Consider the following 21982-nt stretch of genomic DNA (forward strand, 5'->3'; position numbering starts at 1 on the left):
CAATGGATCGAGTGTTGCGCCGACGGATTGATTTGTTAAGTTGTTTTTTAAGGTTGATTGATTTAGAAAACAGCATAGTCGATCCCCATTCGGAGCAGCGTCATGACGGTCAAACAGATGCGGGCCTTTCTGGCCGTGGCCCAGAGCCTGAGTTTTGCCGCCGCCTGCGAGCGCCTGCACCTGTCTCAGTCGGCCCTTAGCCTGACGATCAAGGGGTTGGAGGAGGGGTTGGGTGGTCGCTTGTTCAGCCGCAACACCCGCAACGTAGCGCTGACCCCGGAGGGCGAATCGTTGTTGCCGTTGGCGCGCCGCCTGATTGCGGACTGGGACAATGCTGAGGACGAACTGCGCCAGCGGTTCACGCTGCAACGCGGACGGGTCACGCTGGCCGCCATGCCGTCGTTCGCAGGCAATTTACTGCCGCCGATCCTCAAGGTATTCCGCGCACGTTACCCCCAGGTGAATGTGACGGTGCATGACCTGATCAATGAGCAAGTGCTCGAGATGGTCCGCGACCGACAGGTTGAGTTGGGCGTGGCATTTGAGCCGGCGCAGGGCTCCTCGCTGGCGTTCACGCCGTTGTACCTGGACCGCTTTATTGCGGTAGTGCCCAGTGATTCACCGTTGGCGCAGTGTGCCGAGATCGATTGGGCGACCTTGCTGCAGCAGCCGTTCATCACTTTGCAGCGGCCTTCCACGGTCCGGGTGATGTTGGAGGAGCACTTGGGCGCCCTGCAGATGAAATTGCCCGTGGCGTTGGAAAGCCATCAGTTGGCAACGGTAGGCAAAATGGTTGCCAGTGGCCTGGGCGTCAGCGCTGTGCCTGCCTTGTGTGCCCGGCAGATGGAGGAGGCGGGCGCCCACTGCATCACCTTGAATAGTCCGGTGATCGAACGACCGATCGGCGTGCTGACCAAACCAGGACATGAGCTCTCGGCCGCGGCGCAGGTGTTGTTTGATATTTTCCAAGATGAGGCAGGGAAGGGACGTTTTCCTGGCCTGTTTTAAGGCTGCCATTAAAAAGCCCGCTCGAACTAACGAGCGGGCTTAACTATTAAATGCTCAATGATCAGCAGTATCTATCAATTACTTTTACTTGCGATTGGCCTTTAAGGTTCTGCCATTCGGTATTCAGTGTATGAAAGACCTGCTCGATAAAGTTTCGATCAGCCGCGGCCTTCTTGCCGACGTAACCCTGGCCACGGCGGTACACCCTCAGGCGTGCTGCCAGTTCACGGTTGGTACGGTCAAACTCGGCCTCTTCGGTATTGGGCGCCAGGCAGTCAAGTTGCACTTCGCCCGATTTACCAATCCACAGGACATGGTCATCGAGAGTGTCTTTCTGCGCTGCGAACATCTCAGCCAATTCATCGATAGTTGGTTGGTTGTTCAAATTCATGTGTAAGCCCCTTGACCAGTTGGCGATCTATCAGTTGATTCCGTTAAAACTGCTTAGTTGTCTCCGGTTATAAAAACCGGGCGTCAGTGACGATCTGCCGAATACGGGCAGGGTCTTGAACCTGATGCATGTAGTTTTGCTGATGAACTGCTACGCAATGGTTTCATAACGAAGACAAGCAGCGTTTGAGCTCCTTGTACCTGTCCCTTTCGGGGCCGGTCAGCTTCATCAATCTGCCTTGTGGGCAGTGCACATCCGGAAAAAACAGCTCGGCGGTCAGACGAGCGCTTTCAAAACACGTGTTACCAACGCTCCCGATGCGGGAGACGTCTAGATCATGCAAGGACAAAAAGGTTACGTCAACGATTATGTAGTGATTATTTTTGATCACTACATAAATCCGCGTGGGGACGGGGGGGATGCGGGAATACGTGACTCAAGCGTCATTTTTTGGAAGTGATGGTCAACGCGCAGAGGCCGTGTGTGAGGTGTGAGCACGCGCGCTTTGCACGCCTCATTGGGCTCGAATCAGGCCAGCCGCTGGGCCAGCAGAGGTAACAACGCTTCGCAAGAGGCCTCGATCTTCACCTGCAACAACTCGTCGCCTCGGGTCTTGCCCAGGTTGATGGCAATCACGGGCTTGCCTTGCTCGACCATCGCTTTGCACAGACGGAACGCCGAATAAGCCATCAACGATGAGCCCACCACCAGCAAACCCTCGGCGTTTTCCACCGCGGCCATCGCCTTGGCCGCTGTGGCCTGGGCGACGTTTTCGCCGAAAAACACCACATCCGGTTTCAGTCGTTGGCCGTTGCAATGGGGGCAATGGGGGATTTGAAAGCGCTCCTCGAACGCCGGGTCGAGCAGGGTATCGCCATCCGGTGCCTGCACCGCATCGACGCCGGCCAGGAAGGGGTTGCGGATTTCCATCAAGCGCTGGATTACATCGCGTTCGCTGCGCTGCTGGCAATCCAGGCACAGCACCCAATGCAGGCTGCCGTGCAACTCGATTACGTCATGGCTGCCGGCCTGATCATGCAGCGTGTCGACGTTTTGCGTGATCAAACCGCTGATGCGCTGGCGCTGTTGCAGCGTTGCCAGTGCCCGATGCGCGTTATTCGGCTGGGCAATTCGCACCCTCGGCCAGCCCAGCATGGCGCGCGCCCAGTAACGGCGGCGTGCCTGCGCGGTGGCGAGGAATTCCTGATACATCATCGGCGCCTTGCCCCGGCGCACACCTTCGCTGTCTCGATAATCCGGAATGCCCGATGACGTGCTGATCCCGGCACCGGTCAAGACCAGAAAACGCCGGTCTGCCATGGCCCGGTGCAGGGTGTCGAGGTGGTCTTGCTGATGTTTCAGGGGGTCGAGCATGGAGTCTCCTATTCGCCGCGGATGTATTGCTCCAGCTGTTTGATCAGGTCAGCCTGTTCGGCAATGGCTTCTTTGACCAGGTCGCCGATGGAGAGCAGGCCCAGGAGTTTGCCGTCTTCGACCACAGGCAGGTGGCGCAGGTGACTGTCGGTCATGATGTTCATGCACTCTTCCACCCTCTTGTGGGTGTCAACGGTGATGACCGGCTTGCTCATGACGTCATCGACCCTTGTGGTGACTGAAGACAGGCCTTTGAGGATAAGTTTGCGAGCGTAATCACGTTCGCTGATGATCCCTACCACCACGCCATCCTTGACGACAGGCAACGCCCCCACGTTTTTCTCGGACATTCGCACCAGCGCCTCAAACACGGTGTGATCCCATTGAATGGTGTGGACCTCCTGGTTTTTCTGATCCTTGGCTTTGAGCACTTGTGCGACGGTTTTCATGGCGGCCACTCCGGTGTTGTTATAGGGAATTCAGCGGGTCCCTAAAGAATCCTAGACGGCCCACGCTGGAGCAAGGTCCAAAGCGGCGTTAAACCCGTCGAAAAACGTCATTCGCCGGTTTTTTTCGGTGTTTAGCCGGTATTTGTCGGTTTTTTGGCGCGTTTGGGGCCGGCAGCGGCTTTGCGAGGGGTTGCCTTGCGCTTGTTTTTCCAAGGGGTTGCACCTCGACCGGCCGGGCTGGCCGGGCCGGTGATGGTCATGCGCATGCCATTGCAGCGCGCCACCTGTTTGCTCATCCAGGCAGCCTGCTTGGCGACGAATTCTTCCAGGCTAATCTCGCCGCTTTGCACCATGTCCAGCGCCTGCTCCCAGATGGCGGTGGTGCCAGGATCGGCGATGGCACGGGGTACCGCGTCGATCAGGCTGAACGCCGCCGGGGTGGCCGATAGCGCCTTGCCGTTTTTGACCAGGTAGCCTCGGTCCAGCAGCCCTTGGATAATCCCGGCACGGGTGGCTTCGGTGCCGATGCCGGTGGTGTCCTTGAGCTTTTGCTTGAGCAACGGGTCCTCCACCAGTTTGGCGACGTTTTTCATCGCCTTGATCAGGTCGCCTTCGGTGAAGGGCTTGGGCGGTTGGGTCCACAGGTCCTTGAGGTTGACCTTGGTCACGGCATAGTCCTGGCCCTGTATCAGCGCCGGTAGGGCTTGCGGTGCGGGGGCCTCACGGCCCTTGGCCGGCGCCAGGGCTTCTGGCAGGGCGCGCTTCCAGCCCGGTTCGATGATGACTTTGCCCACCGCGCGCAACGCAAACCCGGCACAGTCGAAATCCGCCTGGGTGCGATCGTATTCATGGTTGGGCAGAAACTGCGCCAGGTAACGCGCACGAATCAGCGTGTATACCGCGCGATGCTTGCCACTGAGTTGCCCCACCTCCTTGCCGGCCCCGGTGGGGATGATGCCGTGGTGGGCGCTGACCTTGGCGTCGTTCCAGGCCCGCGAGTGACGCTGCGGATCGACATGGGGCATCAGCTCGGCCACCGCCGGGTCGGCGCGGCCCAGCGCGGCAAGAATCTTCGGGGCCTCGCTGTGCTGGCTCAGTGGCAGGTAGCCGCAGTCACTGCGCGGGTAGGTGATGGCTTTGTGGGTTTCGTAGAGCGACTGGGCGACATCCAGGGTTTCCTGGGCGCCGAGGCCGAGCTTCTTGGAGCAGATCTCCTGCAGCGTGCCGAGATCGAAGGGCAGGGGCGCCACCTCGCGCATGCGCTCGGTGCGCAGCTTCATCAAGCGTGCGCTGGCGGTATTGCTCATCGCGTCGGCGGCTGCACGGGCGAGCTGCGGGTTGAGGCAGCGGCCTTGATCGTCGCAGGCGTCTTCGGCGGCGCGCCATTGTGCGGTGAATGTCATGTGCGCGTGGCGCAGGTCCACATCGATGGCCCAGTAAGCCACCGGGACGAAATCGGCAATGCTGCGATCGCGATCCACCACCAGGCGCAAGGTCGGCGTTTGCACGCGCCCCACCGGCAATACGCCTTGATAGCCGGACTGACGTCCCAGCAGGGTAAACAGGCGGCTCATGTTCATGCCGATCAGCCAGTCGGCGCGGGAGCGTCCCAGGGCCGAGTGGTACAGGCTGAAGGTCTCCGCGCCGGGCTTGAGTGCCGCCAGGGCCTTGCGGATGGAGGAGTCGTCCAGCGCCGACAGCCACAAACGCTGGATCGGCCCGCGATAGCGGCAATGCTCCACCAGCTCGCGGGCGATCATTTCGCCCTCGCGGTCGGCGTCGGTGGCGATCACCAGTTCCTGGGCTTCGCCCAGCAAGCGCTTGACCGCCTTGAACTGGCTGGCGGTCTTGGGCTTGACGCGCATTTTCCATTTTTCCGGGACGATCGGCAGGTCGGCGAGCACCCAGCGTTTGTACTTGGCGTCGTAGGCGTCCGGCGGGGCGGTTTCCAGCAGGTGGCCGATGCACCAGGTGACCGTGACTCCGTTACCCAGCCAGCATCCATCGCCCCGGCGACCGGCGCCGAGCACGGCCGCGATGTCCTTGGCCTGGGAGGGTTTTTCACAGAGGTACAGCCGCATGGTCGTCACATCAGATCGGGTCGATGCGGTGCAGCATGCTCAGTCGACGCTGATTCGGCAACCATTATCTGTATGGATGTACAGCTTCAAGTTGCAAGCGGCAAGCTGCAAGCGGCAAGCAAAGCACCCTCGCTTTAGCTTGCCGCTTGCCGCGTCCTGCTTGAATCTCACTCAGTTGTTATCGATATCGACATGGCGTGTTTCTTTGAGGCAGAACAGCCCCACGATCAGGCTCACACCCGTAATCACCACCGGGTACCACAAGCCATAAAAGATATCGCCGGTGTAGACCACCAGGGCAAACGATACGGTCGGCAGGAACCCGCCGAACCAGCCGTTACCGATGTGGTAGGGCAGGGACATCGAGGTGTAGCGGATGCGGGTCGGGAACAGTTCCACCATCAGCGCCGCCAGCGGGCCGTAGCACATGGCGGCGATCAGGATCAGCGCCACGATCAGCACCACCACCATCACCTTGTTGACCTGGGCCATATCCGCCGAAGACGGGTAGCCGGCCAGGGTCACGGCGCCGCGCAGGGCTTTCTCGTCAAAGCCGTCGATGCGCACTTCGCCGACGCTCACCTGCACCGGGCTGCCGGCGGGTGCGGCGACGCTGCTGTAGGGCAGGCCTTGCTTGACCAGGAACGTCTTGACCTTGTCGCACGGGCTGTCAAAGCGCGCCTTGCCCACCGGGTCGAACTGGAAGGTGCAGGTGGCCGGGTCGGCCAGCACGGTGATTGGCGCCTGGCGGCTGGCCTGGTCCATCGCAGGGTTGGTGTAGTGCGCCAGGCTTTTGAAGATCGGGAAGTAGAGCACGGTCGCCAGCAACAGGCCGAGCATCAGCACCGGCTTGCGCCCGATCTTGTCCGACAGCCAGCCAAAGAAGATAAAGAACGGCGCGCCGATCACCACGCTGATGATCAGCAGCATGTTGGCCAGTGCGGGGTCCATCTTCAGGAACTGGGTGAGGAAGAACAGCACATAAAACTGCGCCGCGTAGAAGGTCACCGCTTGCCCGCCGTTGATGCTGAACAGGGCGATCAGCACCACCTTGAGGTTTTCCCATTTGCCGAAGGACTCACGGATCGGGGACTTGCTGGCCTTGCCTTCCTCTTTCATTTTCAGGAAGGCCGGCGACTCGTGCAGGCTCATGCGGATCCAGGTGGAAATACCCAGCAGCACGATGGAAAACAGGAACGGAATCCGCCAGCCCCACACTTCGAACTGGTCACCGGTGAAGTAACGGCAGGCCAGCACCACCAACAGCGACAACAACAGGCCGATGGTTGCGGTGGATTGAATCCAACTGGTGTGGAAACCGCGTTTGCCCGCTGGCGCGTGTTCGGCCACATAGGTCGCCGCGCCGCCGTATTCGCCGCCCAGCGCCAGGCCCTGCAGCATGCGCAGCACGATCAGGATGATCGGCGCCGCGATGCCGATGCTGGCGTAGGTCGGCAACAAACCGACGCAGAAAGTGGCCACCCCCATGAGGATGATGGTCACCAGAAACGTGTATTTGCGCCCGATCATGTCACCCAGGCGGCCGAATACCAGCGCGCCGAAGGGCCGCACCACAAAGCCGGCCGCGAACGCCATCAAGGCGAAGATGAACGCGGTGGTGTCGTTGACCCCGGCAAAGAATTGCTTGCTGATCACCGCCGCCAGGGCGCCGTAGAGGAAAAAGTCATACCACTCGAACACCGTCCCCAGGGACGAGGCGAAGATGACTTTCTTGGAGTCGTTGCTGGTGCTCGCGTCTATTGACGAGCCCAGGGTTTGAGCGTGTTCTGACATCGGGTAGCCCTCACAGTGATTATTTATTGTTGTTCCACTGTCGGCGCCAGGTGCGGCGCCGCTATTCAGATTGCATGAACCAGTTCTTTCTCCGGGACGAGGCTCCTTGTAGTCGGCGAAAGGATCAGCTGCGCGGCTTTCTCCGCGATCATCAGCGTGGGTGAACAGGTGTTGCCGGACGTGATGCGCGGCATGATCGAGGCATCCGCGATACGCAGGCCGGGCACGCCATGCACGCGCAGTTGCGCATCGACCACGGCGTCTTTGTCGCTGCCCATGCGGCAGGTGCCCACCGGATGGAAGATCGTCGTGCCGATGCGTGCGGCGGCTTCGTGCAGTTCTGCTTCGGTTTGCAGCGCGTCGCCCGGCAGGTACTCAACCGGGTTGAAGCGGCTCAGGGCCGGTGCGGCGACGATGCGTCGAGTCAGGCGAATGGCGTCGGCGGCGACGCGCAGATCCTCCGGATGGCTGAGGTAGTTGGGGCAGATCAGCGGCGCGTCTGCCGGGTTGGCCGAGCGGATATCGATACGCCCACGGCTGTGCGGACGCAGGTCGCACACCGATGCGGTGAAGGCCGGGAACCCATGCAAAGGTTCGCCGAAACGTTCCAGGGACAGCGGCTGCACATGGTATTCAAGGTTGGCCGAGGTCTGTTCCGGGCCGGAGCGGGCAAACGCACCGAGCTGGCTGGGCGCCATCGACAACGGACCGCTGCGGTCATAGAGGTAGCGCAGGCCCATGCCCATCTTGCCCCACACGGTGCCGGCGATCTGGTTCAGGGTACGGGCGTTTTCCAGTTTGTAGATCAGCCGCAGTTGCAGGTGGTCCTGCAGGTTGCCGCCGACGCCGGGCAGTTCGTGCAACACATTGATGCCCAGTGGCTTGAGCACGCTGGCGGGACCTATCCCCGAGCGCTGCAAAATGCCTGGCGAGCCGACTGAGCCAGCGCACAGGATGATTTCCTTGCGCGCCTGCCACGTGACTTGCTGCCCATGCTGACGCCCGACCACGGCTGAGGCGCGGCCGTTGTCCAACACCACGCGGTCTACCTCCACGTCCGTCAGCACCGTCAGGTTGGGCCGTTGGCGGATCGGCTTGAGAAACGCCTTGGCCGCATTCCAGCGCACCCCGGCTTTCTGGTTGACCTGGAAGTAGCCGCAGCCTTCGTTATCGCCGCCGTTGAAGTCGCTGATATTGGCGATGCCGCTCTGCGCTGCCGCCTCGCGGAAGGCATCCAGGATTGGCCACGACAGCCGCTGCTGTTCAACCCGCCATTCACCGCCGTCACTATGGAACTCCGAGCTCCCGGCAAAGTGGTTTTCACTCTGTTTGAACAGCGGCAAGACGTCATTCCAGGCCCACCCCGGGTTGCCTTCAGCGGCCCAGCCGTCGTAGTCCTGGGCCTGACCGCGCATATAAATCATGCCGTTGATGGACGAGCAGCCGCCCAGCACTTTGCCCCGTGGGTAACTCAGCGCGCGACCTTGCAGGCCCTCCTGGGCTTCGGTCTTGAAGCACCAGTCGGTGCGCGGGTTACCGATGCAGAACAGGTAGCCGACGGGGATATGGATCCAGGGATAATTGTCGCGACCACCGGCTTCAAGCAGCAGCACACGGTGGGCGGGGTTGGCGGACAGTCGATTGGCGAGCAGGCAGCCTGCGGGGCCGGCGCCTACTACCACGTAATCGTATTGCGCAGTTGCAATGGACATCTGAGGTCTCGCTTGTTTTTCTTATTGGCCCCATCCTAGTTGTTAGTTTTCGTCTTAAAAATGTTAGTTTTTACCCAGCTGCTGTGCGTTTTTAAACAGCGCTTCGGCTGGACACGAACCCTTCTGAACGGTGAACGTTTGTCGTGAGCCATAGAGGGTTATGCCCGAGGGAGAAGGCGAGATGTTTGACTGGAATGATCTGCGGTTCTTTCTTGAGTTGCAGCGCAGCGGCCGCCTGCTGACCGCCGCGCAGCGCCTGAAGACCACTCACGCCACCGTGGCCCGGCATATCGAGGCCATCGAGAAAAGCCTTGGCACCGCATTGTTCGTGCAGCATGCCCAAGGCTACGAGCTGACCCCCTCCGGCGAAGCCCTGCTCAAGCACGCCGAAGCCATGGAAAACCTTGCGCTGCTGGCCGAAGACGAGCTCACCCATTCCGCTGCGCCCCTGGGCAAGATCCGCCTGGGCGTGGCCGAAGGCCTGGGGGTGATGTTTCTGGCCGGGCGCATGGGCGGGCTGTTCGAGCGTTATCCGGGGTTGGAAGTGGAGCTGGTGGCGGTGCCGCGCTTTGTGAGCATCCTCAACCGCGAAGCGGAAATCAGCATCCACCTTGAGCGCCCCAGCGTCGATCAGTTGGTGACCCGCAAACTCACGGATTACCGCCTGGCCCTCTACGCCAGCCGGGCTTACCTGGCGCGCAACCCGCCCATCGAAAAGCGCGAAGACCTTGCCGCCCACGCCTGGATTGATTACGTGGATGACTTACTGTTCAGCCAGGAACTGAAATTGCTCAGCAGCTTTTGCCGCAACCCTAAGGTGGTGTTCCACAGCACCAGCGTGATCGCCCAGCATCAGGCGGCGCGTTCCGGCTTGGGCATCGCGGTGCTGCCGTGTTTCATGGCCGCGGGTGATCCGGGCCTGGTGGCGTTACTGCCGGGAGAGAGCATCCAGCGCAGTTACTGGATCAGCTCGCGCCGCGAACTGCACAAGTCGGTGCGACTGCGGGTGTTGTGGGATTACGTGGTGGAATTGTGCGCGCGGGAGCAAAAACTGCTGCTCGGCCAACCCGATTGAAGCCACCGGATCAACCTGCCCAGGGTCACTGAACCGCGTCAATCGCGCAGTTCAAACTCGCTACTGCCCAACCGCTCCCCGTTGACCATCACATGCACCACATGCCGGCCGGGGTAGTGCTTGCGGGTGGTCAGCTCACGAATATGCTGTTCGCGGCTGATGCGTTGCGTCTCGCCGGGCCCCAGCGTAAAGGCCTTGAGCTTGAACACTTTGGTCGCGCTGTGTCCGGCACTTTTGACGTACTCAATGGCGTAATCCACCACCAGCTTCTGCGCGGAACTGGAGAGCGACTCCAAGCCGAACGACAGGTTGATCCGTTCGCCCAGGTTGATCACCGCCGGTGTGACGCTTAATTCATGCAGCGTCACCTCGGCCCGGGCCCCTGCGCCGATGATCGTCAACGCACGGGTGTTGCCTTGCTTGATCAGGCTGCGCAGCGCATGCCGGGCGATCCAGGCGGTGTGGGGGTTAGCCAGTGACCAGCCTTCGATCAGGCTGAGGACCCACTCGGGATGGTCCTTGGTGATGTCGTTGAGGTGGTTGGCCACCGATTTGCGTACATACAGGCTCGGGTCGGCCTTGAGGTTGTCGAGGATCGGGGCGCACAGCGCGGGGTTGGCTTGCACCTCGGCCAGGCGGAACGACCACGGCAGCCGCGGCCGCGAGCCTTCGCTGGCCAGCCGGCGCACGTGTTCGTTGTCATCCTGTGACCATTGCTGCATCACCGCCAGGGTGCGCGTCAGGTCGTGCTGCAAGAACGGGCGTACCGCGAACTCGGCGGAGCCAAAGGCCGTGAAGTACTTGAGCGCCGCCATGGAGCGCGTGAAGTCGGCCAGGCCGTAACTCGCCACGTAATGCGGCAGGAACAGGCTGACAAACGCGCTGTTCAAACGTGGCGCCAGGGCGTACAGCCGTTCGAGGGTCTGCGGGTAATCCAGCGGTATGACCGCATGCAGGCTTTCGCTGACCCGCGCCATGCGCTGCATCACCGACAGTTCGGCGAGCCCCGCCGTGGCGTGCTCAAGGAAGCTCCTGGCGTCGAACGCCGGGTACACGGTCGTCATTTCGGTGGCGATGTGTTGCAGGCGCTCGACGTTGAAGATGTCCTTGAGGGCCGGGGCGCGTTGTTCGCTCATCGGTGATTCCATGGCGGTTGAGTCAGAGGAACCAGCGGTATTCCCGCGCGTGGATCTCTTGTTGGAAGGCCAGATGATCCTGGCGTTTGTTCTCGCAGTACACGTCGACAAATTCAGCGCCCAGCTTATCGCGCAACACCGCTTGATGCTGCATGGCGCGCACGGCGTCGAGCATTTCCACGGGGAAAGCGGTGCCGCTGGTACGGTCCTCGTTCAGGGGCGCGATGGGCTCCTGTTTGGTCTCAAGGCCATGCTCCAGACCGACGAGAATCGCCGCCAGCACCAGGTACGGGTTGGCGTCGGCGCTGGCCAGGCGGTGTTCGATGCGCAGGTTACGGGGGTCGGACTCAGGGATGCGCACACACGCATCACGGTCTTCAAAGCCCCAGCAGGCGCGGGTAGCGGCGTTGACCGTACCGCCCAGGCGGCGGAAGGCATTGTGGTTGGGCGAGAAGATCGGCATGCAGTGTGGCAGCAGGTCCAGGCAACCGGCCACGGCGTGGCGCAGCGGTTGCTGCTGATGGGCGGCCAGCAGGTTATTGCCGGCTGCGTCGTAAAGGCTGACATGCACATGCATGCCGCTGCCGGGAAATTGCAGGTAGGGCTTGGCCATGAAGCTGGCGCGATAACCGTGCTTGAGCGCCACGCCACGGGTGCTGCGGCAGAACAGGGCGGCCCAGTCGGCGGCGCGCAGGCCGTCGTCGAGGTGGCCGAAGTTGATCTCGAACTGGCCCGGGCCGAGTTCGGCGGTGATCACGGTGATATCGATGCCCTGGTCTTTGGCGGTCTGCGCCATGTCGTCGAGCACTTCGCTGAAACGCGACAGGCGTTCGATGTGCAGGGTGGGCTGGTCGTCGGCATCATCGCTTAACGGGTCGCGGGCACATTGCGGCAGGCCGTTGTCGAGCTTCTTGTCGAACAGGTAGAACTCCAGCTCGAACGCCACCACCGGGTGAATGCCCTTGTGCTGCAGGCGCTCGAGCACCTTGGCCAGGACTTCCCGAGGTTCGAATTCGATGGGTGCTTCGGTGCCATCGGAGGTAATCAGCATCTGCCCCAACGGTTGCGACTCCCAGTTCACCGGCTTCAGCGTGCCCGGTACCAGGCGGCGGTTGGCGTCCGGGTCGCCGTCGTTGAAACAGTAATCGCCGATCTTGAACAACCCGCCTTGTGCGCCCAGCAGCACGGCGTTTTGCGGCAGCTTCAGCGGGCTGCCAGCGGCGACCTTTTCCAGCATCTCGATCGGGTAACGCTTGCCGTAGAAATGCCCGGGAATGTCCAGGGCGATCAGGTCGACGTAACGCACGTCGGGATGGTGCTGGCGAAAGGTCCGTACTTCGGCCAGTAACGTGGCGGCATGGCTTTTCACGGGTGCAGCTCCTAGTTGTAAACCCACAACACGCGGGCGGGCAGGTCAGACAGGTTGGCGTAGCGGCAATGGGCGAAGCTGGCCAGATGGAAGCTGTCGCCTTGGCGCAGGGTGACCGCGTCGGCCTCACCTTCGACCCACAGCGTCAACTCACCCTCCAGCACGAAACCGGCCTGTTCGGCACGATCGCTCATGGTCTGCTCACCGCTGTTGGCGCCGGGGGCGAGCAGGCTGTCGAGCATCGAGAACGCGCCGTTCATGCTGGGGGAGACGAGGATGTCGGTGATGCCGTTGGCGTAATACACCGTGCGCCGTTCGTTGGGGCGGGTGATCCAGTCCACAGCCTTGGGTTTGGGTTGGCTGTAGAAGTAGGTGGTGGGCACGTCGAGGGCATGGCTGATGGCGGTCAAATCCGCCACCGTCGGGCGCGACAAACCGCGCTCCACCTGTGACAGGAAACCCACCGAGCGCTCGATCTTGTGTGCCAACTGGGCCAGGGTGAGCTTCTTGTGCTTGCGCAGGTCGTGGATCAGCGCGGCGAGGGTGGCGAGTTCTTGTTGTTGGTTCATGAAATTTATATCGAATAATTTCATGAAAAATTACAGGATAAATTTCACGCAGGCAATGACTGAAGCGTTGTGCGGGAGAACCGTCGCCATTCCACGTCAGCGCAGCGCCTGCAGTTTGGCTGAATGATTGCGCTCACCCGCGGTCGGAACCTGGGTACGCGTCATTCATTGAAGGAGCACCCATGAAGTCCAAGTCCCTCGTTGCTTGTGTTTTAGTCGCCGCCAGCCTGTCCACCGCCAGCTTTGTGGTCCAGGCCGGTGATACGCCCCAGGAAACCGTGCAGCCTTCCAACATCAACGCCCGTGATTTGAAGGAAGGCGACCGCGCGCCGGATGTCCTGATGCGCAAGGAATCGGCGGTCAGCGACTGGAAAAAGCGCGGCCTCAAACAACCCGAAGAAGAAAGCCAATGGGCGCGGGTCGGCGATAAATACGTGCTGCTCAAGACCACCAACGGCACCATTCTGGAGATCACGCCGGTCAAGAAGTGAGCCTCCTTTTTGTCTTGTGCTTGCGTTAAGGTAACCGGCCGCAACGGTCGCGTTACCTTCCAGGAATGAGAGCAGGATGCTTGCCACAATAAGAAACTACCCGCGCACCGTAAACCTGTTGCTGTGCGCCACGTTGCTGCTCACGCTGGCCAAGGCCATCACATTTCCATACCTGGTGATCTACCTCACCCATCACTTCGCCCTCGACATTACCCAGGTCGGTCTGGTGATCGGCAGTTCGCTGATCGTCGGCTCGTTATTGAGTGTGTATGGCGGCTTTCTGGTCGACCGCATCAACAGCTATCGGCTGTTGCTCGGCCTCAGCGCGCTGTTTGTGCTGGGGTTTATCGGCACCGTGTTGGCCACCCATATCTGGGCGTTCTACAGCTGCCTGATCCTGATCAACCTGGCCTACGCGGTCATCGATATTGCGGTCAAGGCCGGTTTCGCCAGCCTGTTGCCGGAAGACGCCCGCAGTGAAGTGTTTTCCATCAAGTACACCCTCACCAATATTGGCTATGCAGTCGGGCCGTTTTTTGGCGCGATGATCGCCAACGTCGATATCAGCCTGCCATTTGTGCTCTCGGCGTTGTTGGGCGCGGGGTTTTTCGCGCTGTATTGGCGCTGGGGTGACCGCACTTTGACTACCGTCGACGTTGCGCAAAAACCGGTGTCATTCCTCGCCGTCGGCCGCGTGCTGCTGCGCGACCATCGGCTGGTGTGCTTCACCCTTGGCGGCGTGCTCAGTGCGGTGGTGTTCGGCCAGTTCACCGCGTACCTCTCGCAGTACCTGGTGACCACTACCACGGCGCAATACACCTACACCGTCATCAGTGCGGTGCTCACGACCAACGCGGTGCTGGTCATCGCCTTGCAGTACGTGATTGGTCGGCGCATCTCGCACCGTCACCTCAGCCAGTGGCTGATTCTCGGCTTGAGCATGTTTATGTTCGGCTTGATCGGTTTTGCGCTGTCCACCAGCGTGCTGTGGTGGGTGCTGGCGATGGCGGTGTTTACCGTAGGGGAAATCATCGTGTTTCCGGCCGAGTACATGTTTATCGACCGGATCGCCCCGGACCACCTGCGTGGCATGTATTACGGGGCGCAGAACCTGTCCAACCTGGGCGCGGCGCTGGGGCCGGTCTTGTGTGGGCTGGTGTTGGCCAGCTTCCCGGCCCACACCATGTTCTACATGCTGGGGGCATTTATCGTTGGGGGCGGGGTGTTCTATTTCATTGGTTCGTCGTTGAAGGCGAATCCTTCAAGGTGAGCGTGCCCACGCTATTGCTTTGCAGCTCATAGCGCAGTTCTTCGACCATTTTTTCCACTTCTTGCGGGGTCTGCAGCCGATTGGTGCTGATCCCGGTGACCACCAGATCCACCCGGCCGGTTTCGGCGTCGTAGACCTTGAGGGTCAAGGACGCGTCCCGGCACAGGGTGAATTCGCAGGTCAACGGCGACAAGCCTTCTTCGATGCAATTTCGCAGTTGGGCGAGGGTAAACATGCAGATTCCTTCAGGGCGTTATACGTCGACGCCTTAAAGGTTATTGATCGAACCGTCGCGCCATAAGGCGAATTCGCACTAGATGCACTAGTGCATTTGCACTCTCACGGCTTGTTTTTCAGGCGCAGGTCCCCAGCAAAAAGCCCGCGTTCACGGGCCCAGACCATGGCGGCGCTGCGGCTGTGCACCCCCAGTTTGGAGTACACCGTGGCCACATGGTTACGCACGGTGTTGGGCGCCAGCTTCAGGCGCGAGGCGATTTCTTTGTCGGCCAGGCCTTCGCAGATCAGACCCAGCACATCGCGCTCGCGGGCGGTGAGGTCGGTAAAGCTGACGTTTGGCAGGTTGGGGCTGTTGACGCTCTTGGCGTTGGCCAGTTTTTCGATCAGGGTCTGGCTGAACCACGAGGCGTCCTGCATCACTTCCTCGATGGCCGACACCAGCTCCAGTTCCGAGCGTTTGCGTTCGGTGATGTTCATCAGCACCAGCAGGTAGCAGGGCACGTCCTGGATGATCACGGTGTCGGCGGACACCACGCAGTCGATCACCTCGCTCCCTTTTTTGCGCACCTTGAGGTCCTGGCCGTCAAGGTTGCCGGCTTTTTCCAATGTGGTGAACAGCTGCGCGCCGGCCGCAGGGCTGTCGATAAAGTCGATGTCTTCGATGGATTTACCGATCAGTTCTTCGCTGATATAGCCCGTGATGCTCATAAAGGCTTCGTTGACGTCCACCACTTGGCGATTGGCGGCATTGCACACCAAGGTCGGTACCGGCGTGAGACGAAATGACTTGGCAAAGCGTTCCTCACTCTGGCGCAGGGCGATTTCCGCTTTGCGGCGCGGCTCCAGGTCCATGAACGAAAACAGCATGCAGTCTTCCTCGTTCATGTCCAGCGGCTGGCCGGCGACGATCACCAGTTTGCTGCCGCCTTCAGGCAGCCTGAGCTCGGCCTGCATCTGCGGGATGGTCGCGCCTTCGCCCAGGCGCTGAATGGCCAGGTCCTTGCGCTCGGCCTGTTCCAGCACATCCAGCTCATACACCGACTTGCCGATGACCTGGTCGCGGTTGTAGCCGGTCATTTCCAGAAAACCCTGGTTCACCTTGATGTAGCGCAAGTCGCTCAAGCGGCAGATCACCGCCGGCGCCGGGTTGGCGTTGAAGGTTTTTTCGAAACGTTGCTCGGCGCTGGCCCATTCGGTGGCATCGCTGAGCACCAGCACGAGTAACTCCGGCTCACCGTGGGAGTCGGTGATCACCAGGCTGCGCAGGCGGTGGACCCAGGTTTTGTCCGGGTCGGCGGTGGGCGTGACTTCCACCACCACGTCGCTGAACTCATCGCCCGCCGCCGCACGTGCCAACGGGTAGTTGTCCAACTGCACCGGATGGTTATTGCGATAACGCAGGGCGAAACGCTCGGCATACGCCTGGGTGTTGGCGCCCAATGCCTGTACATCGTCCACGCCGTGCATCGTCAGCGCGGCTTCGTTGGCCCACAGGATGGTCTGGTCGACCTCTGCAAGAATGATCCCATCGGACAACCCGGAGATGATCTGTTGCAGTTGGCGGCGGTTGGTTTCTTTGGCGAGCACATCCTGGGTCATGGGTTCTCCTTGGGGTGTTGGGCGCTTGGGAGTACGACACCTGGGCGTGAGGATAGTGCAGAGAACTTGCCGGGCATGGGGTGCGAATGCACCCGATGAGGCGGCGTGTCTGCGTGGATGCAAGCACGCGAGTGCCACCCTCAACCTTCGCCGCCGAGGAGCCCGAGGGCGTGGTGGTTAAGGATGTGAGGCTTGCCTGCGATAGATGACGCTCACGCTGCAGTCTGCAAGCGGATAGAGCCCGGCATGGCAGGCAAGCCTCAGGTTATGCGGCTAACCAACCCACCAGAGGCACTATCATCAAGGTGCTCAGGGCCATTGAAAGTACGTTGCCGATGTAGGGGTGAACGTACGGGGGTAATCGCCGAGCCAGGGCATAGGCCAACGGCGGTGCAATCAATGCACCGAACAGTGCGCTTGAGGCCATCACGGTCCAACTCCCGCCGTAGGTCAACACTGCTGCGGGCACCACCGAAACCAGTGGCACGTAGGTGGGGTACCAGCCGTGTTTGATCCATTGAGATCGCCAGATCACCACGCCGATGGCAGAGGTCAGCGCCTGCGCGCCCACTAGGTGCAAGATCAGACCGGAACCGTAGCCGGGACTCATCGGGTTGAGCGCATATGCCAGCAATACTCCCGCCAACAAGCCCAGGCTCGCCAGCTCATTGCCGAAGAAGGGCGCTTCGGAAAAGTCTGCCAGCACGCGACGCAGGCTCCATGCCACGCCGTATGTGGGTGGCTGTGCCGGGCTCGGTTTACTGGGGGCGATGTAGTCCGATCGTACCAACGCCGGTATGCGTCGACAGAGCAGAAACGCAATGACGCTGCCGACCGCCATCCCCAGCACATTGCCGATCACGACCGGCAGCGCCAGCGGTACACACACATAGTTGACGATCAATAAGCACGCCGGGGTGACCAGTACCGCCCCCAACACTGCACCATTGACCGCCACCTTCCAACCGCCACCGAACATCAGCACCATCGCTGCCGGCAGTGACACGAAGGCTGCAAACGTGGGTTGCCAGGTCTGCGCGGTGACGCTCCAGCCCCACAATAGGTTGCTCAGCAGCAGCCCCATTAACGAACTGGTTATCAGCCATGGCCAGAGTCCAGTGCCATAGGCAATGGAAAAGCCTTGCCAGGCTTTACCGCGTTTGCTCGCCCACCAGGCCAGATACGCTCCGGACAGCAGCCCCAGGGACGCGAGTTCGTGTTTATAGAAGGCGACTTCGCTGATGTCCCCCACGATCCAGCGCAGCCATGCGGCAGGATGGGGCAGGCTTGTCAGCAACTCGTTGTAGCCGGGCCAGGCACCACCGTGACTGATTGAAACCCAGAGCACCAGCAGCAGGCTCAGCAAGCCGAGGACCAGCACAGCCGTTTCCGCGCGTGAACGCATGGCTGTGGTCTTGGAAAATGACGTCTCCATTGTTCGCCCTCCGATCAGCGCGGCAGGGCAGGATGCTGGGAATATCCAAGCATCTGATCGTAAAGGTCATTGCGACGGTCACGTTGCAGGTCGTTGAGGCTGTTCCAGATCGGCGCGCTGCGGGCGCTGGTGATATCGATGTCGGCGAACAGGATCTCCTGCCGATTGGCCGACGCCACCGTGCCTATTGGCCAGCCATTGGTCCCGGCGATCAACGAGCAACCCAGGTAGCGCGCATCTCGCTCTTCACCGATGCGGCTGGCGGCGGCAATGAACACGTTGTTGACGTGGGCGGCGGTCATCGTGAGGTAGGACGCCATGCATTTGCCCGCGTCGTCGAACAGCGGTGGTGGGGTCCACACCCAATTGTTCAGGCTGCAAATGATATCCGCCCCTTGCTGGCTGAGAATACGCGGGACTTCCGGGAACCAGATATCCCAGCAGATCAACAGGCCAATGCGCCCGATGGGGGTTTCAAACACGGGAAAGCCCACATTGCCAGGGGTGAACCACAGCTTCTCCAGGTTCCATAAATGGGCTTTACGGTATTTCCCGATAAACCCTTCTGGCCCCACGAGCACCGCGGTATTGAACAACTGCTTGCCCTCGATCTCACTCAGGCCAGCCACCAGATAGACTTGATGCGTGCAAGCAAAATCGGCCCAGGCTCTGACGCTGTTCCCCTCGGGAACCTCCTCGGCGTGGTCGAAAGCGTCCTGGCGACTGCTGAAGAAATAGCCGCAATTGGACAGCTCGGGCAATACGATCAAATTGGCGCCGCCGTTTACGGCTTCTGTTGCCAGCGTCAGCGTTTGACGCAGGTTGTTGGCTTTGTTGGCCATGCCGACCTGCGGGTCAAGTTGAATAACGGCAACGCGCGCGGGGCTATTGGGTTCGATCATGGGTGTGACCTCTTATTGTTATGCAACCGACGGTGGTTGAGTGTTTATAAGAGGCGACACGATGTTTAATGGGTAGTCAGACGGTTCCTGTTGTGTTGTAGTCCGTTTCTGTTGTTTTCTAGTTTGGGGTCTGATATTCAGGATAGTCGTTCAAGGTAAAACCTCCGTTAAAAGTGGCGCGGGTTTTACTGCAAATATTTATGAGGGTGTCGATAGCTCCCCTGAAACATGGTTCAGTCCATCCGGCGTCAACGGAAAAGGACTCGCCACAAAGATACAGTCCAGACTTATATGAATAGTCTCTGTTGTATTTCATTAGTGCCACCGCGTCGTAGTAGGTGCCGGCACGGTAGAGCTTTGCACAACCCAGTGCATGCTTATCGTTCATCCAGCGTTGAACCACCGCTTGTTTGTGTCCTATGTAAGGTGAGATCTTTTCTTTTATGTTTGAAGCGCGTAAGAGAATTCTGTCAAGTTCCTTTATGCACCTGTCAACAAGCTCGTTGTCGTTGAATGACGAAAGTTTTGTCGCGTCATCTTCCCATGTGTAGCTCAGCAGTATGCAGTCATAAGTGCTGTTGTCGTTGTACCGGTAGGTGTATACATCATGTATGAAGCTGTCAGTCACAATGGTTTGAGGGATATTTACGTTTTTTGAAAGGAACGTTTTTTTAAGTGGGGCATATACCTTGCAACTCGTTTCCCAGTGGGCCGTTTTATAGGCATTGACTATTTTTGTTGGAAACATGTCCTTGTCAAAATTTTGGATAAGAATCTGAGTCTCTATCAGCCATGAGGGCAGCGTCATGACCACGGAGTCAAAGTCAATAAAGTGTTTTTCCATTTCGTCTGGGGTCGTCGAGTTCCAATCGTAATGAACTCGAATTTTTCCGTTCTTGAGTTTTTTTAGCTTTGTCACTGCGCTGTTCGTAAGTAAGCCGTCTTTGTGGCTTATTAAGTGCTCGTATAAAGAGTGCTCGGTATCAGCAGAGGTAATGAAGAGTAGAGACTCCGCTAACGATCCGAGCCCCATATAGTTTGGTTTACTGAAGCACAGCCCTCTAGAGTCTCTCGTCTCTGCCGCGTTCAAGTAAGGGGACGCAAGAGGGCTTCCCTCTGAATCAACACGTCCGTGGATCAACTGAAGGTGGCTGCTGAATCCAAACATCGCTGTGCGTATTGGGTAAAGTGAGCAGACGTCATAGAAGGCCCCCCAACTGCCGTCACCAATTCCGATAGAGTAAAAAACAGCAGACTCCTCAGTGGTCATGCCCATTCCGCCAAAATCGCCTGGATCACTCAACGTCCATGCCTCTATCGTCGGCATTTTCACCAAATCACGAAACGACGTGCTTTCGTATTTTCGAACAATGGCTGCCCACATGTCCTCCCACTGTTCGGAACCATAATGCTCAGAAATCTTCAAGGTCATGCGTTCCGCAAAGGTCTTCCATTTAGCAAAGACGGCGCCTAAAACTTGACCCGGTGGTGCTGTCTTTCCATCAGCATTTCTCCAGATCAGCATGGTGGGTTCTGTATCATCCTCCAGACATCCTTCTTGTAAATATATTCCAGTCGATCGAACGGCCGCACTGCCAGGGTTTGGAAAATCTGAGCACGTCAATTCGAATTCATTGGCGTAATAGGCCATCAATGAGCGTCCCTCTTTGGGGGACTCATGTGATGTATTGAAAAAAGGCATTCTCATTGCGCCCATTTCAAAGGGCGGTCTGCCAACGGTTTCTGTATTGTTAACGCCTAATGTTGTTAGGTGCCTGCCACCAATGCGATTGGATTTTTCAATCAACGTAATATTTTTGAAGCCGCACCTGTGTAATTCTCGGGCCGTTGTTAATCCAGTTATTCCTGCTCCAATAATGCAGATTTTGTGTTCCGTATCAGTGGCTCGAGCTACTCCATTCTTTTGTTCTACCAAGGTGCGATAGTCAAAGCACAAGTCTGGAGGGTTGGGGAACGTAGCGCGCCATTTACTGTTTGTTGAGCGCTTTGTTCGAGTAGGCCGATTGGCGATGTCTGCGGGGTAGTTGAAGCTGGATCCGATGGTCATTTTTTCAGTATTGCCTTTCTTGAGCGTGTGATGTCCCTTAGCTTGTGCTCTGTTTTCGGTACGTGAAAATAAGCGGGGTACGATTTTGGCTGAAGGCGTGTCGTGTTCTGTTGTAGGTGTTCATTCATCAACTGCAAAGGTAAATGTGGGAACAGAAGCCCTTAGTCTGAAGGTTAGGCGCAAACTCCAGTCCCGCATTTCTACAGTCAGAGTAGGTCGCCAGGTGTTGGGCAGCTTCGCCGCCCGACGGGAGTAAGCTCGCTCACCATAAAGTCGCTGTGCTTTTAGCCGCCCTGCACTTGCCAAGCCCAGCCATTTCTGGGAAAACCCACCCTCTGCGTATTCAACGAGAACACCCATGACCCCCAACGAACTTCAAATCACCGACATCCGCCTGGGCGACGGCAAAGCCGTGGTCAAGGGCGCGCTGATCACTACCCAGTACATCGGCACGCTGGAAGATGGCACGGTGTTCGATTCGTCGTGGGCGCGGGGCAAGCCGTTCCAGTGTGTAATTGGCACCGGACGTGTGATCAAGGGATGGGATCAAGGCTTGATGGGGATGCAGGTGGGGGGCGTGCGCACGTTGTTTGTGCCGGCGCATTTGGCATATGGCGAGCGTTCGATGGGTGCGCATATTACGCCCAACAGCAATTTGCGGTTTGAGATCGAGCTGCTGGAAGTGCTGACGCGGGATGATTGAGCACGGCTGAGCGAGATGGATATCAAGTGTACCCGCGAGAACGTTCGGGTCGTTGAGCTGGGGATTGGCGATGAGGCCGAGCTTCAGGGTTTTTTCGAGCGTGCGGCGGATTACTTCAGCGCCGTCAGCGGCGAGCCCGCGAGGCCAACCGAAGCGCGTGAAGAGTTGCAGCACCCCTTGCCGCCAGGTTGGCGTTGCAGCCGCAGGTACTGGCTGGGTTACCGCGATGCACACGAGCAACTGGTCGCCGTGGTGAACATCGCGGCGGATTCATAGGGGTAGGGTAACGGTCATCAAATCTGATTGAGGAAGGAGAGCC

At 59.3% G+C, this 21982-nt stretch carries 19 protein-coding genes and 1 pseudogene; 6 read left to right on the forward strand and 14 right to left on the reverse strand.

Annotation, left to right across the window (positions count from 1 at the left end; translation table 11 throughout):
* Nucleotides 1-102 precede the first annotated feature (102 nt).
* A complete protein-coding gene (locus tag PSH59_RS09865) occupies nucleotides 103-1008 on the forward strand; it encodes a LysR family transcriptional regulator (protein WP_248081312.1) in 906 nt (301 codons plus the stop codon).
* Nucleotides 1009-1069: 61 nt separating this feature from the next.
* Here the strand turns inward: PSH59_RS09865 and PSH59_RS09870 are convergent, their stop codons facing one another.
* The 6 genes from PSH59_RS09870 to PSH59_RS09895 all read right to left on the reverse strand — a co-directional run bounded on the left by PSH59_RS09870 (nucleotide 1070) and on the right by PSH59_RS09895 (nucleotide 8809).
* Nucleotides 1070-1399: a hypothetical protein gene (locus PSH59_RS09870; RefSeq protein ID WP_248081315.1), complete on the reverse strand. Its 330-nt coding sequence runs from the start codon at nucleotides 1397-1399 to the stop codon at nucleotides 1070-1072.
* A gap of 528 nt (nucleotides 1400-1927) precedes the next feature.
* Complete coding sequence (locus PSH59_RS09875; protein WP_305394916.1) at nucleotides 1928-2773, reverse strand: NAD-dependent protein deacetylase; 846 nt, start codon at nucleotides 2771-2773, stop codon at nucleotides 1928-1930.
* A gap of 8 nt (nucleotides 2774-2781) precedes the next feature.
* On the reverse strand, nucleotides 2782-3222 hold the full coding sequence (locus PSH59_RS09880; protein ID WP_116079640.1) for a CBS domain-containing protein: 441 nt from the start codon (nucleotides 3220-3222) through the stop codon (nucleotides 2782-2784).
* 131 nt (nucleotides 3223-3353) lie between these two features.
* Nucleotides 3354-5303 (reverse strand): DNA topoisomerase III, encoded by a 1950-nt coding sequence (locus tag PSH59_RS09885; RefSeq protein ID WP_305394917.1) that lies wholly within the window; start codon nucleotides 5301-5303, stop codon nucleotides 3354-3356.
* A gap of 171 nt (nucleotides 5304-5474) precedes the next feature.
* Nucleotides 5475-7097 (reverse strand): MFS transporter, encoded by a 1623-nt coding sequence (locus PSH59_RS09890; RefSeq protein ID WP_305394918.1) that lies wholly within the window; start codon nucleotides 7095-7097, stop codon nucleotides 5475-5477.
* 65 nt (nucleotides 7098-7162) lie between these two features.
* Nucleotides 7163-8809: a GMC family oxidoreductase gene (locus PSH59_RS09895; RefSeq protein ID WP_305394919.1), complete on the reverse strand. Its 1647-nt coding sequence runs from the start codon at nucleotides 8807-8809 to the stop codon at nucleotides 7163-7165.
* A gap of 181 nt (nucleotides 8810-8990) precedes the next feature.
* Between PSH59_RS09895 and PSH59_RS09900 the strand changes: the two genes are divergently transcribed.
* The gene (locus tag PSH59_RS09900) at nucleotides 8991-9884 is read left to right on the forward strand and encodes a LysR family transcriptional regulator (protein WP_248081329.1); all 894 of its coding nucleotides are present in this window, start codon (nucleotides 8991-8993) and stop codon (nucleotides 9882-9884) included.
* Nucleotides 9885-9922: 38 nt separating this feature from the next.
* Here PSH59_RS09900 and PSH59_RS09905 read toward each other — a convergent pair whose 3' ends face one another.
* Genes PSH59_RS09905 through PSH59_RS09915 form a run of 3 tightly spaced genes read right to left on the reverse strand, consistent with a single transcriptional unit; the run spans nucleotide 9923 to nucleotide 12958 of the window.
* On the reverse strand, nucleotides 9923-11020 hold the full coding sequence (locus tag PSH59_RS09905; protein ID WP_305394920.1) for a DNA alkylation repair protein: 1098 nt from the start codon (nucleotides 11018-11020) through the stop codon (nucleotides 9923-9925).
* 22 nt (nucleotides 11021-11042) lie between these two features.
* Nucleotides 11043-12389 (reverse strand): glutamine synthetase family protein, encoded by a 1347-nt coding sequence (locus PSH59_RS09910; RefSeq protein ID WP_248081335.1) that lies wholly within the window; start codon nucleotides 12387-12389, stop codon nucleotides 11043-11045.
* Nucleotides 12390-12400: 11 nt separating this feature from the next.
* Nucleotides 12401-12958, reverse strand: coding sequence for a helix-turn-helix domain-containing protein (locus tag PSH59_RS09915; RefSeq protein WP_305394921.1), 558 nt, complete (start codon nucleotides 12956-12958; stop codon nucleotides 12401-12403).
* 182 nt (nucleotides 12959-13140) lie between these two features.
* On the opposite strand from PSH59_RS09915, the gene PSH59_RS09920 reads away from it, so the two are divergent.
* Nucleotides 13141-13449: an RcnB family protein gene (locus PSH59_RS09920; protein ID WP_248081341.1), complete on the forward strand. Its 309-nt coding sequence runs from the start codon at nucleotides 13141-13143 to the stop codon at nucleotides 13447-13449.
* 76 nt (nucleotides 13450-13525) lie between these two features.
* Nucleotides 13526-14719 carry an MFS transporter gene (locus PSH59_RS09925; protein ID WP_305394922.1) on the forward strand — a complete coding sequence of 398 codons (1194 nt, stop codon included), beginning with the start codon at nucleotides 13526-13528 and terminating at the stop codon, nucleotides 14717-14719.
* Here the strand turns inward: PSH59_RS09925 and PSH59_RS09930 are convergent.
* From PSH59_RS09930 to PSH59_RS09950, 5 genes are all read right to left on the reverse strand, one after another.
* Complete coding sequence (locus PSH59_RS09930) at nucleotides 14682-14954, reverse strand: DUF1652 domain-containing protein (RefSeq protein ID WP_248081347.1); 273 nt, start codon at nucleotides 14952-14954, stop codon at nucleotides 14682-14684. The genes PSH59_RS09925 and PSH59_RS09930 overlap by 38 nt on opposite strands.
* A gap of 104 nt (nucleotides 14955-15058) precedes the next feature.
* Complete coding sequence (locus PSH59_RS09935) at nucleotides 15059-16555, reverse strand: helix-turn-helix transcriptional regulator (RefSeq protein ID WP_305394923.1); 1497 nt, start codon at nucleotides 16553-16555, stop codon at nucleotides 15059-15061.
* A gap of 265 nt (nucleotides 16556-16820) precedes the next feature.
* Nucleotides 16821-17990 carry a hypothetical protein gene (locus PSH59_RS09940; RefSeq protein ID WP_305394924.1) on the reverse strand — a complete coding sequence of 390 codons (1170 nt, stop codon included), beginning with the start codon at nucleotides 17988-17990 and terminating at the stop codon, nucleotides 16821-16823.
* Nucleotides 17991-18004: 14 nt separating this feature from the next.
* Nucleotides 18005-18892, reverse strand: a complete 888-nt coding sequence (locus PSH59_RS09945; protein WP_248081352.1) for a nitrilase family protein — start codon at nucleotides 18890-18892, stop codon at nucleotides 18005-18007.
* A gap of 118 nt (nucleotides 18893-19010) precedes the next feature.
* Complete coding sequence (locus PSH59_RS09950) at nucleotides 19011-20960, reverse strand: FAD-dependent oxidoreductase (RefSeq protein WP_305394925.1); 1950 nt, start codon at nucleotides 20958-20960, stop codon at nucleotides 19011-19013.
* 358 nt (nucleotides 20961-21318) lie between these two features.
* Between PSH59_RS09950 and PSH59_RS09955 the strand changes: the two genes are divergently transcribed.
* Nucleotides 21319-21663, forward strand: coding sequence for an FKBP-type peptidyl-prolyl cis-trans isomerase (locus tag PSH59_RS09955; protein ID WP_305394926.1), 345 nt, complete (start codon nucleotides 21319-21321; stop codon nucleotides 21661-21663).
* Between the two features lie 15 nt (nucleotides 21664-21678).
* Nucleotides 21679-21933: pseudogene (locus tag PSH59_RS09960) on the forward strand (GNAT family N-acetyltransferase); the annotation flags it as partial.
* Between the last annotated feature and the right edge of the window lie 49 nt (nucleotides 21934-21982).

Origin of the sequence: Pseudomonas sp. FP2309, from assembly GCF_030687575.1 — a bacterium.
Classification (GTDB): domain Bacteria; phylum Pseudomonadota; class Gammaproteobacteria; order Pseudomonadales; family Pseudomonadaceae; genus Aquipseudomonas.

What these genes read in the sequence shown, in the direction of transcription:
- PSH59_RS09940 (WP_305394924.1), bottom strand. Translation starts at nt 17,990, where the DNA reads ATGGAGACGTCATTTTCCAAGACCACAGCCATGCGTTCACGCGCGGAA.
- PSH59_RS09915 (WP_305394921.1), bottom strand. Translation starts at nt 12,958, where the DNA reads ATGAACCAACAACAAGAACTCGCCACCCTCGCCGCGCTGATCCACGAC.
- PSH59_RS09865 (WP_248081312.1), top strand. Translation starts at nt 103, where the DNA reads ATGACGGTCAAACAGATGCGGGCCTTTCTGGCCGTGGCCCAGAGCCTG.
- PSH59_RS09870 (WP_248081315.1), bottom strand. Translation starts at nt 1,399, where the DNA reads ATGAATTTGAACAACCAACCAACTATCGATGAATTGGCTGAGATGTTC.
- PSH59_RS09945 (WP_248081352.1), bottom strand. Translation starts at nt 18,892, where the DNA reads ATGATCGAACCCAATAGCCCCGCGCGCGTTGCCGTTATTCAACTTGAC.
- PSH59_RS09875 (WP_305394916.1), bottom strand. Translation starts at nt 2,773, where the DNA reads ATGCTCGACCCCCTGAAACATCAGCAAGACCACCTCGACACCCTGCAC.
- PSH59_RS09905 (WP_305394920.1), bottom strand. Translation starts at nt 11,020, where the DNA reads ATGAGCGAACAACGCGCCCCGGCCCTCAAGGACATCTTCAACGTCGAG.
- PSH59_RS09885 (WP_305394917.1), bottom strand. Translation starts at nt 5,303, where the DNA reads ATGCGGCTGTACCTCTGTGAAAAACCCTCCCAGGCCAAGGACATCGCG.
- PSH59_RS09930 (WP_248081347.1), bottom strand. Translation starts at nt 14,954, where the DNA reads ATGTTTACCCTCGCCCAACTGCGAAATTGCATCGAAGAAGGCTTGTCG.
- PSH59_RS09955 (WP_305394926.1), top strand. Translation starts at nt 21,319, where the DNA reads ATGACCCCCAACGAACTTCAAATCACCGACATCCGCCTGGGCGACGGC.
- PSH59_RS09935 (WP_305394923.1), bottom strand. Translation starts at nt 16,555, where the DNA reads ATGACCCAGGATGTGCTCGCCAAAGAAACCAACCGCCGCCAACTGCAA.
- PSH59_RS09925 (WP_305394922.1), top strand. Translation starts at nt 13,526, where the DNA reads ATGCTTGCCACAATAAGAAACTACCCGCGCACCGTAAACCTGTTGCTG.
- PSH59_RS09890 (WP_305394918.1), bottom strand. Translation starts at nt 7,097, where the DNA reads ATGTCAGAACACGCTCAAACCCTGGGCTCGTCAATAGACGCGAGCACC.
- PSH59_RS09895 (WP_305394919.1), bottom strand. Translation starts at nt 8,809, where the DNA reads ATGTCCATTGCAACTGCGCAATACGATTACGTGGTAGTAGGCGCCGGC.
- PSH59_RS09900 (WP_248081329.1), top strand. Translation starts at nt 8,991, where the DNA reads ATGTTTGACTGGAATGATCTGCGGTTCTTTCTTGAGTTGCAGCGCAGC.
- PSH59_RS09920 (WP_248081341.1), top strand. Translation starts at nt 13,141, where the DNA reads ATGAAGTCCAAGTCCCTCGTTGCTTGTGTTTTAGTCGCCGCCAGCCTG.
- PSH59_RS09950 (WP_305394925.1), bottom strand. Translation starts at nt 20,960, where the DNA reads ATGACCATCGGATCCAGCTTCAACTACCCCGCAGACATCGCCAATCGG.
- PSH59_RS09880 (WP_116079640.1), bottom strand. Translation starts at nt 3,222, where the DNA reads ATGAAAACCGTCGCACAAGTGCTCAAAGCCAAGGATCAGAAAAACCAG.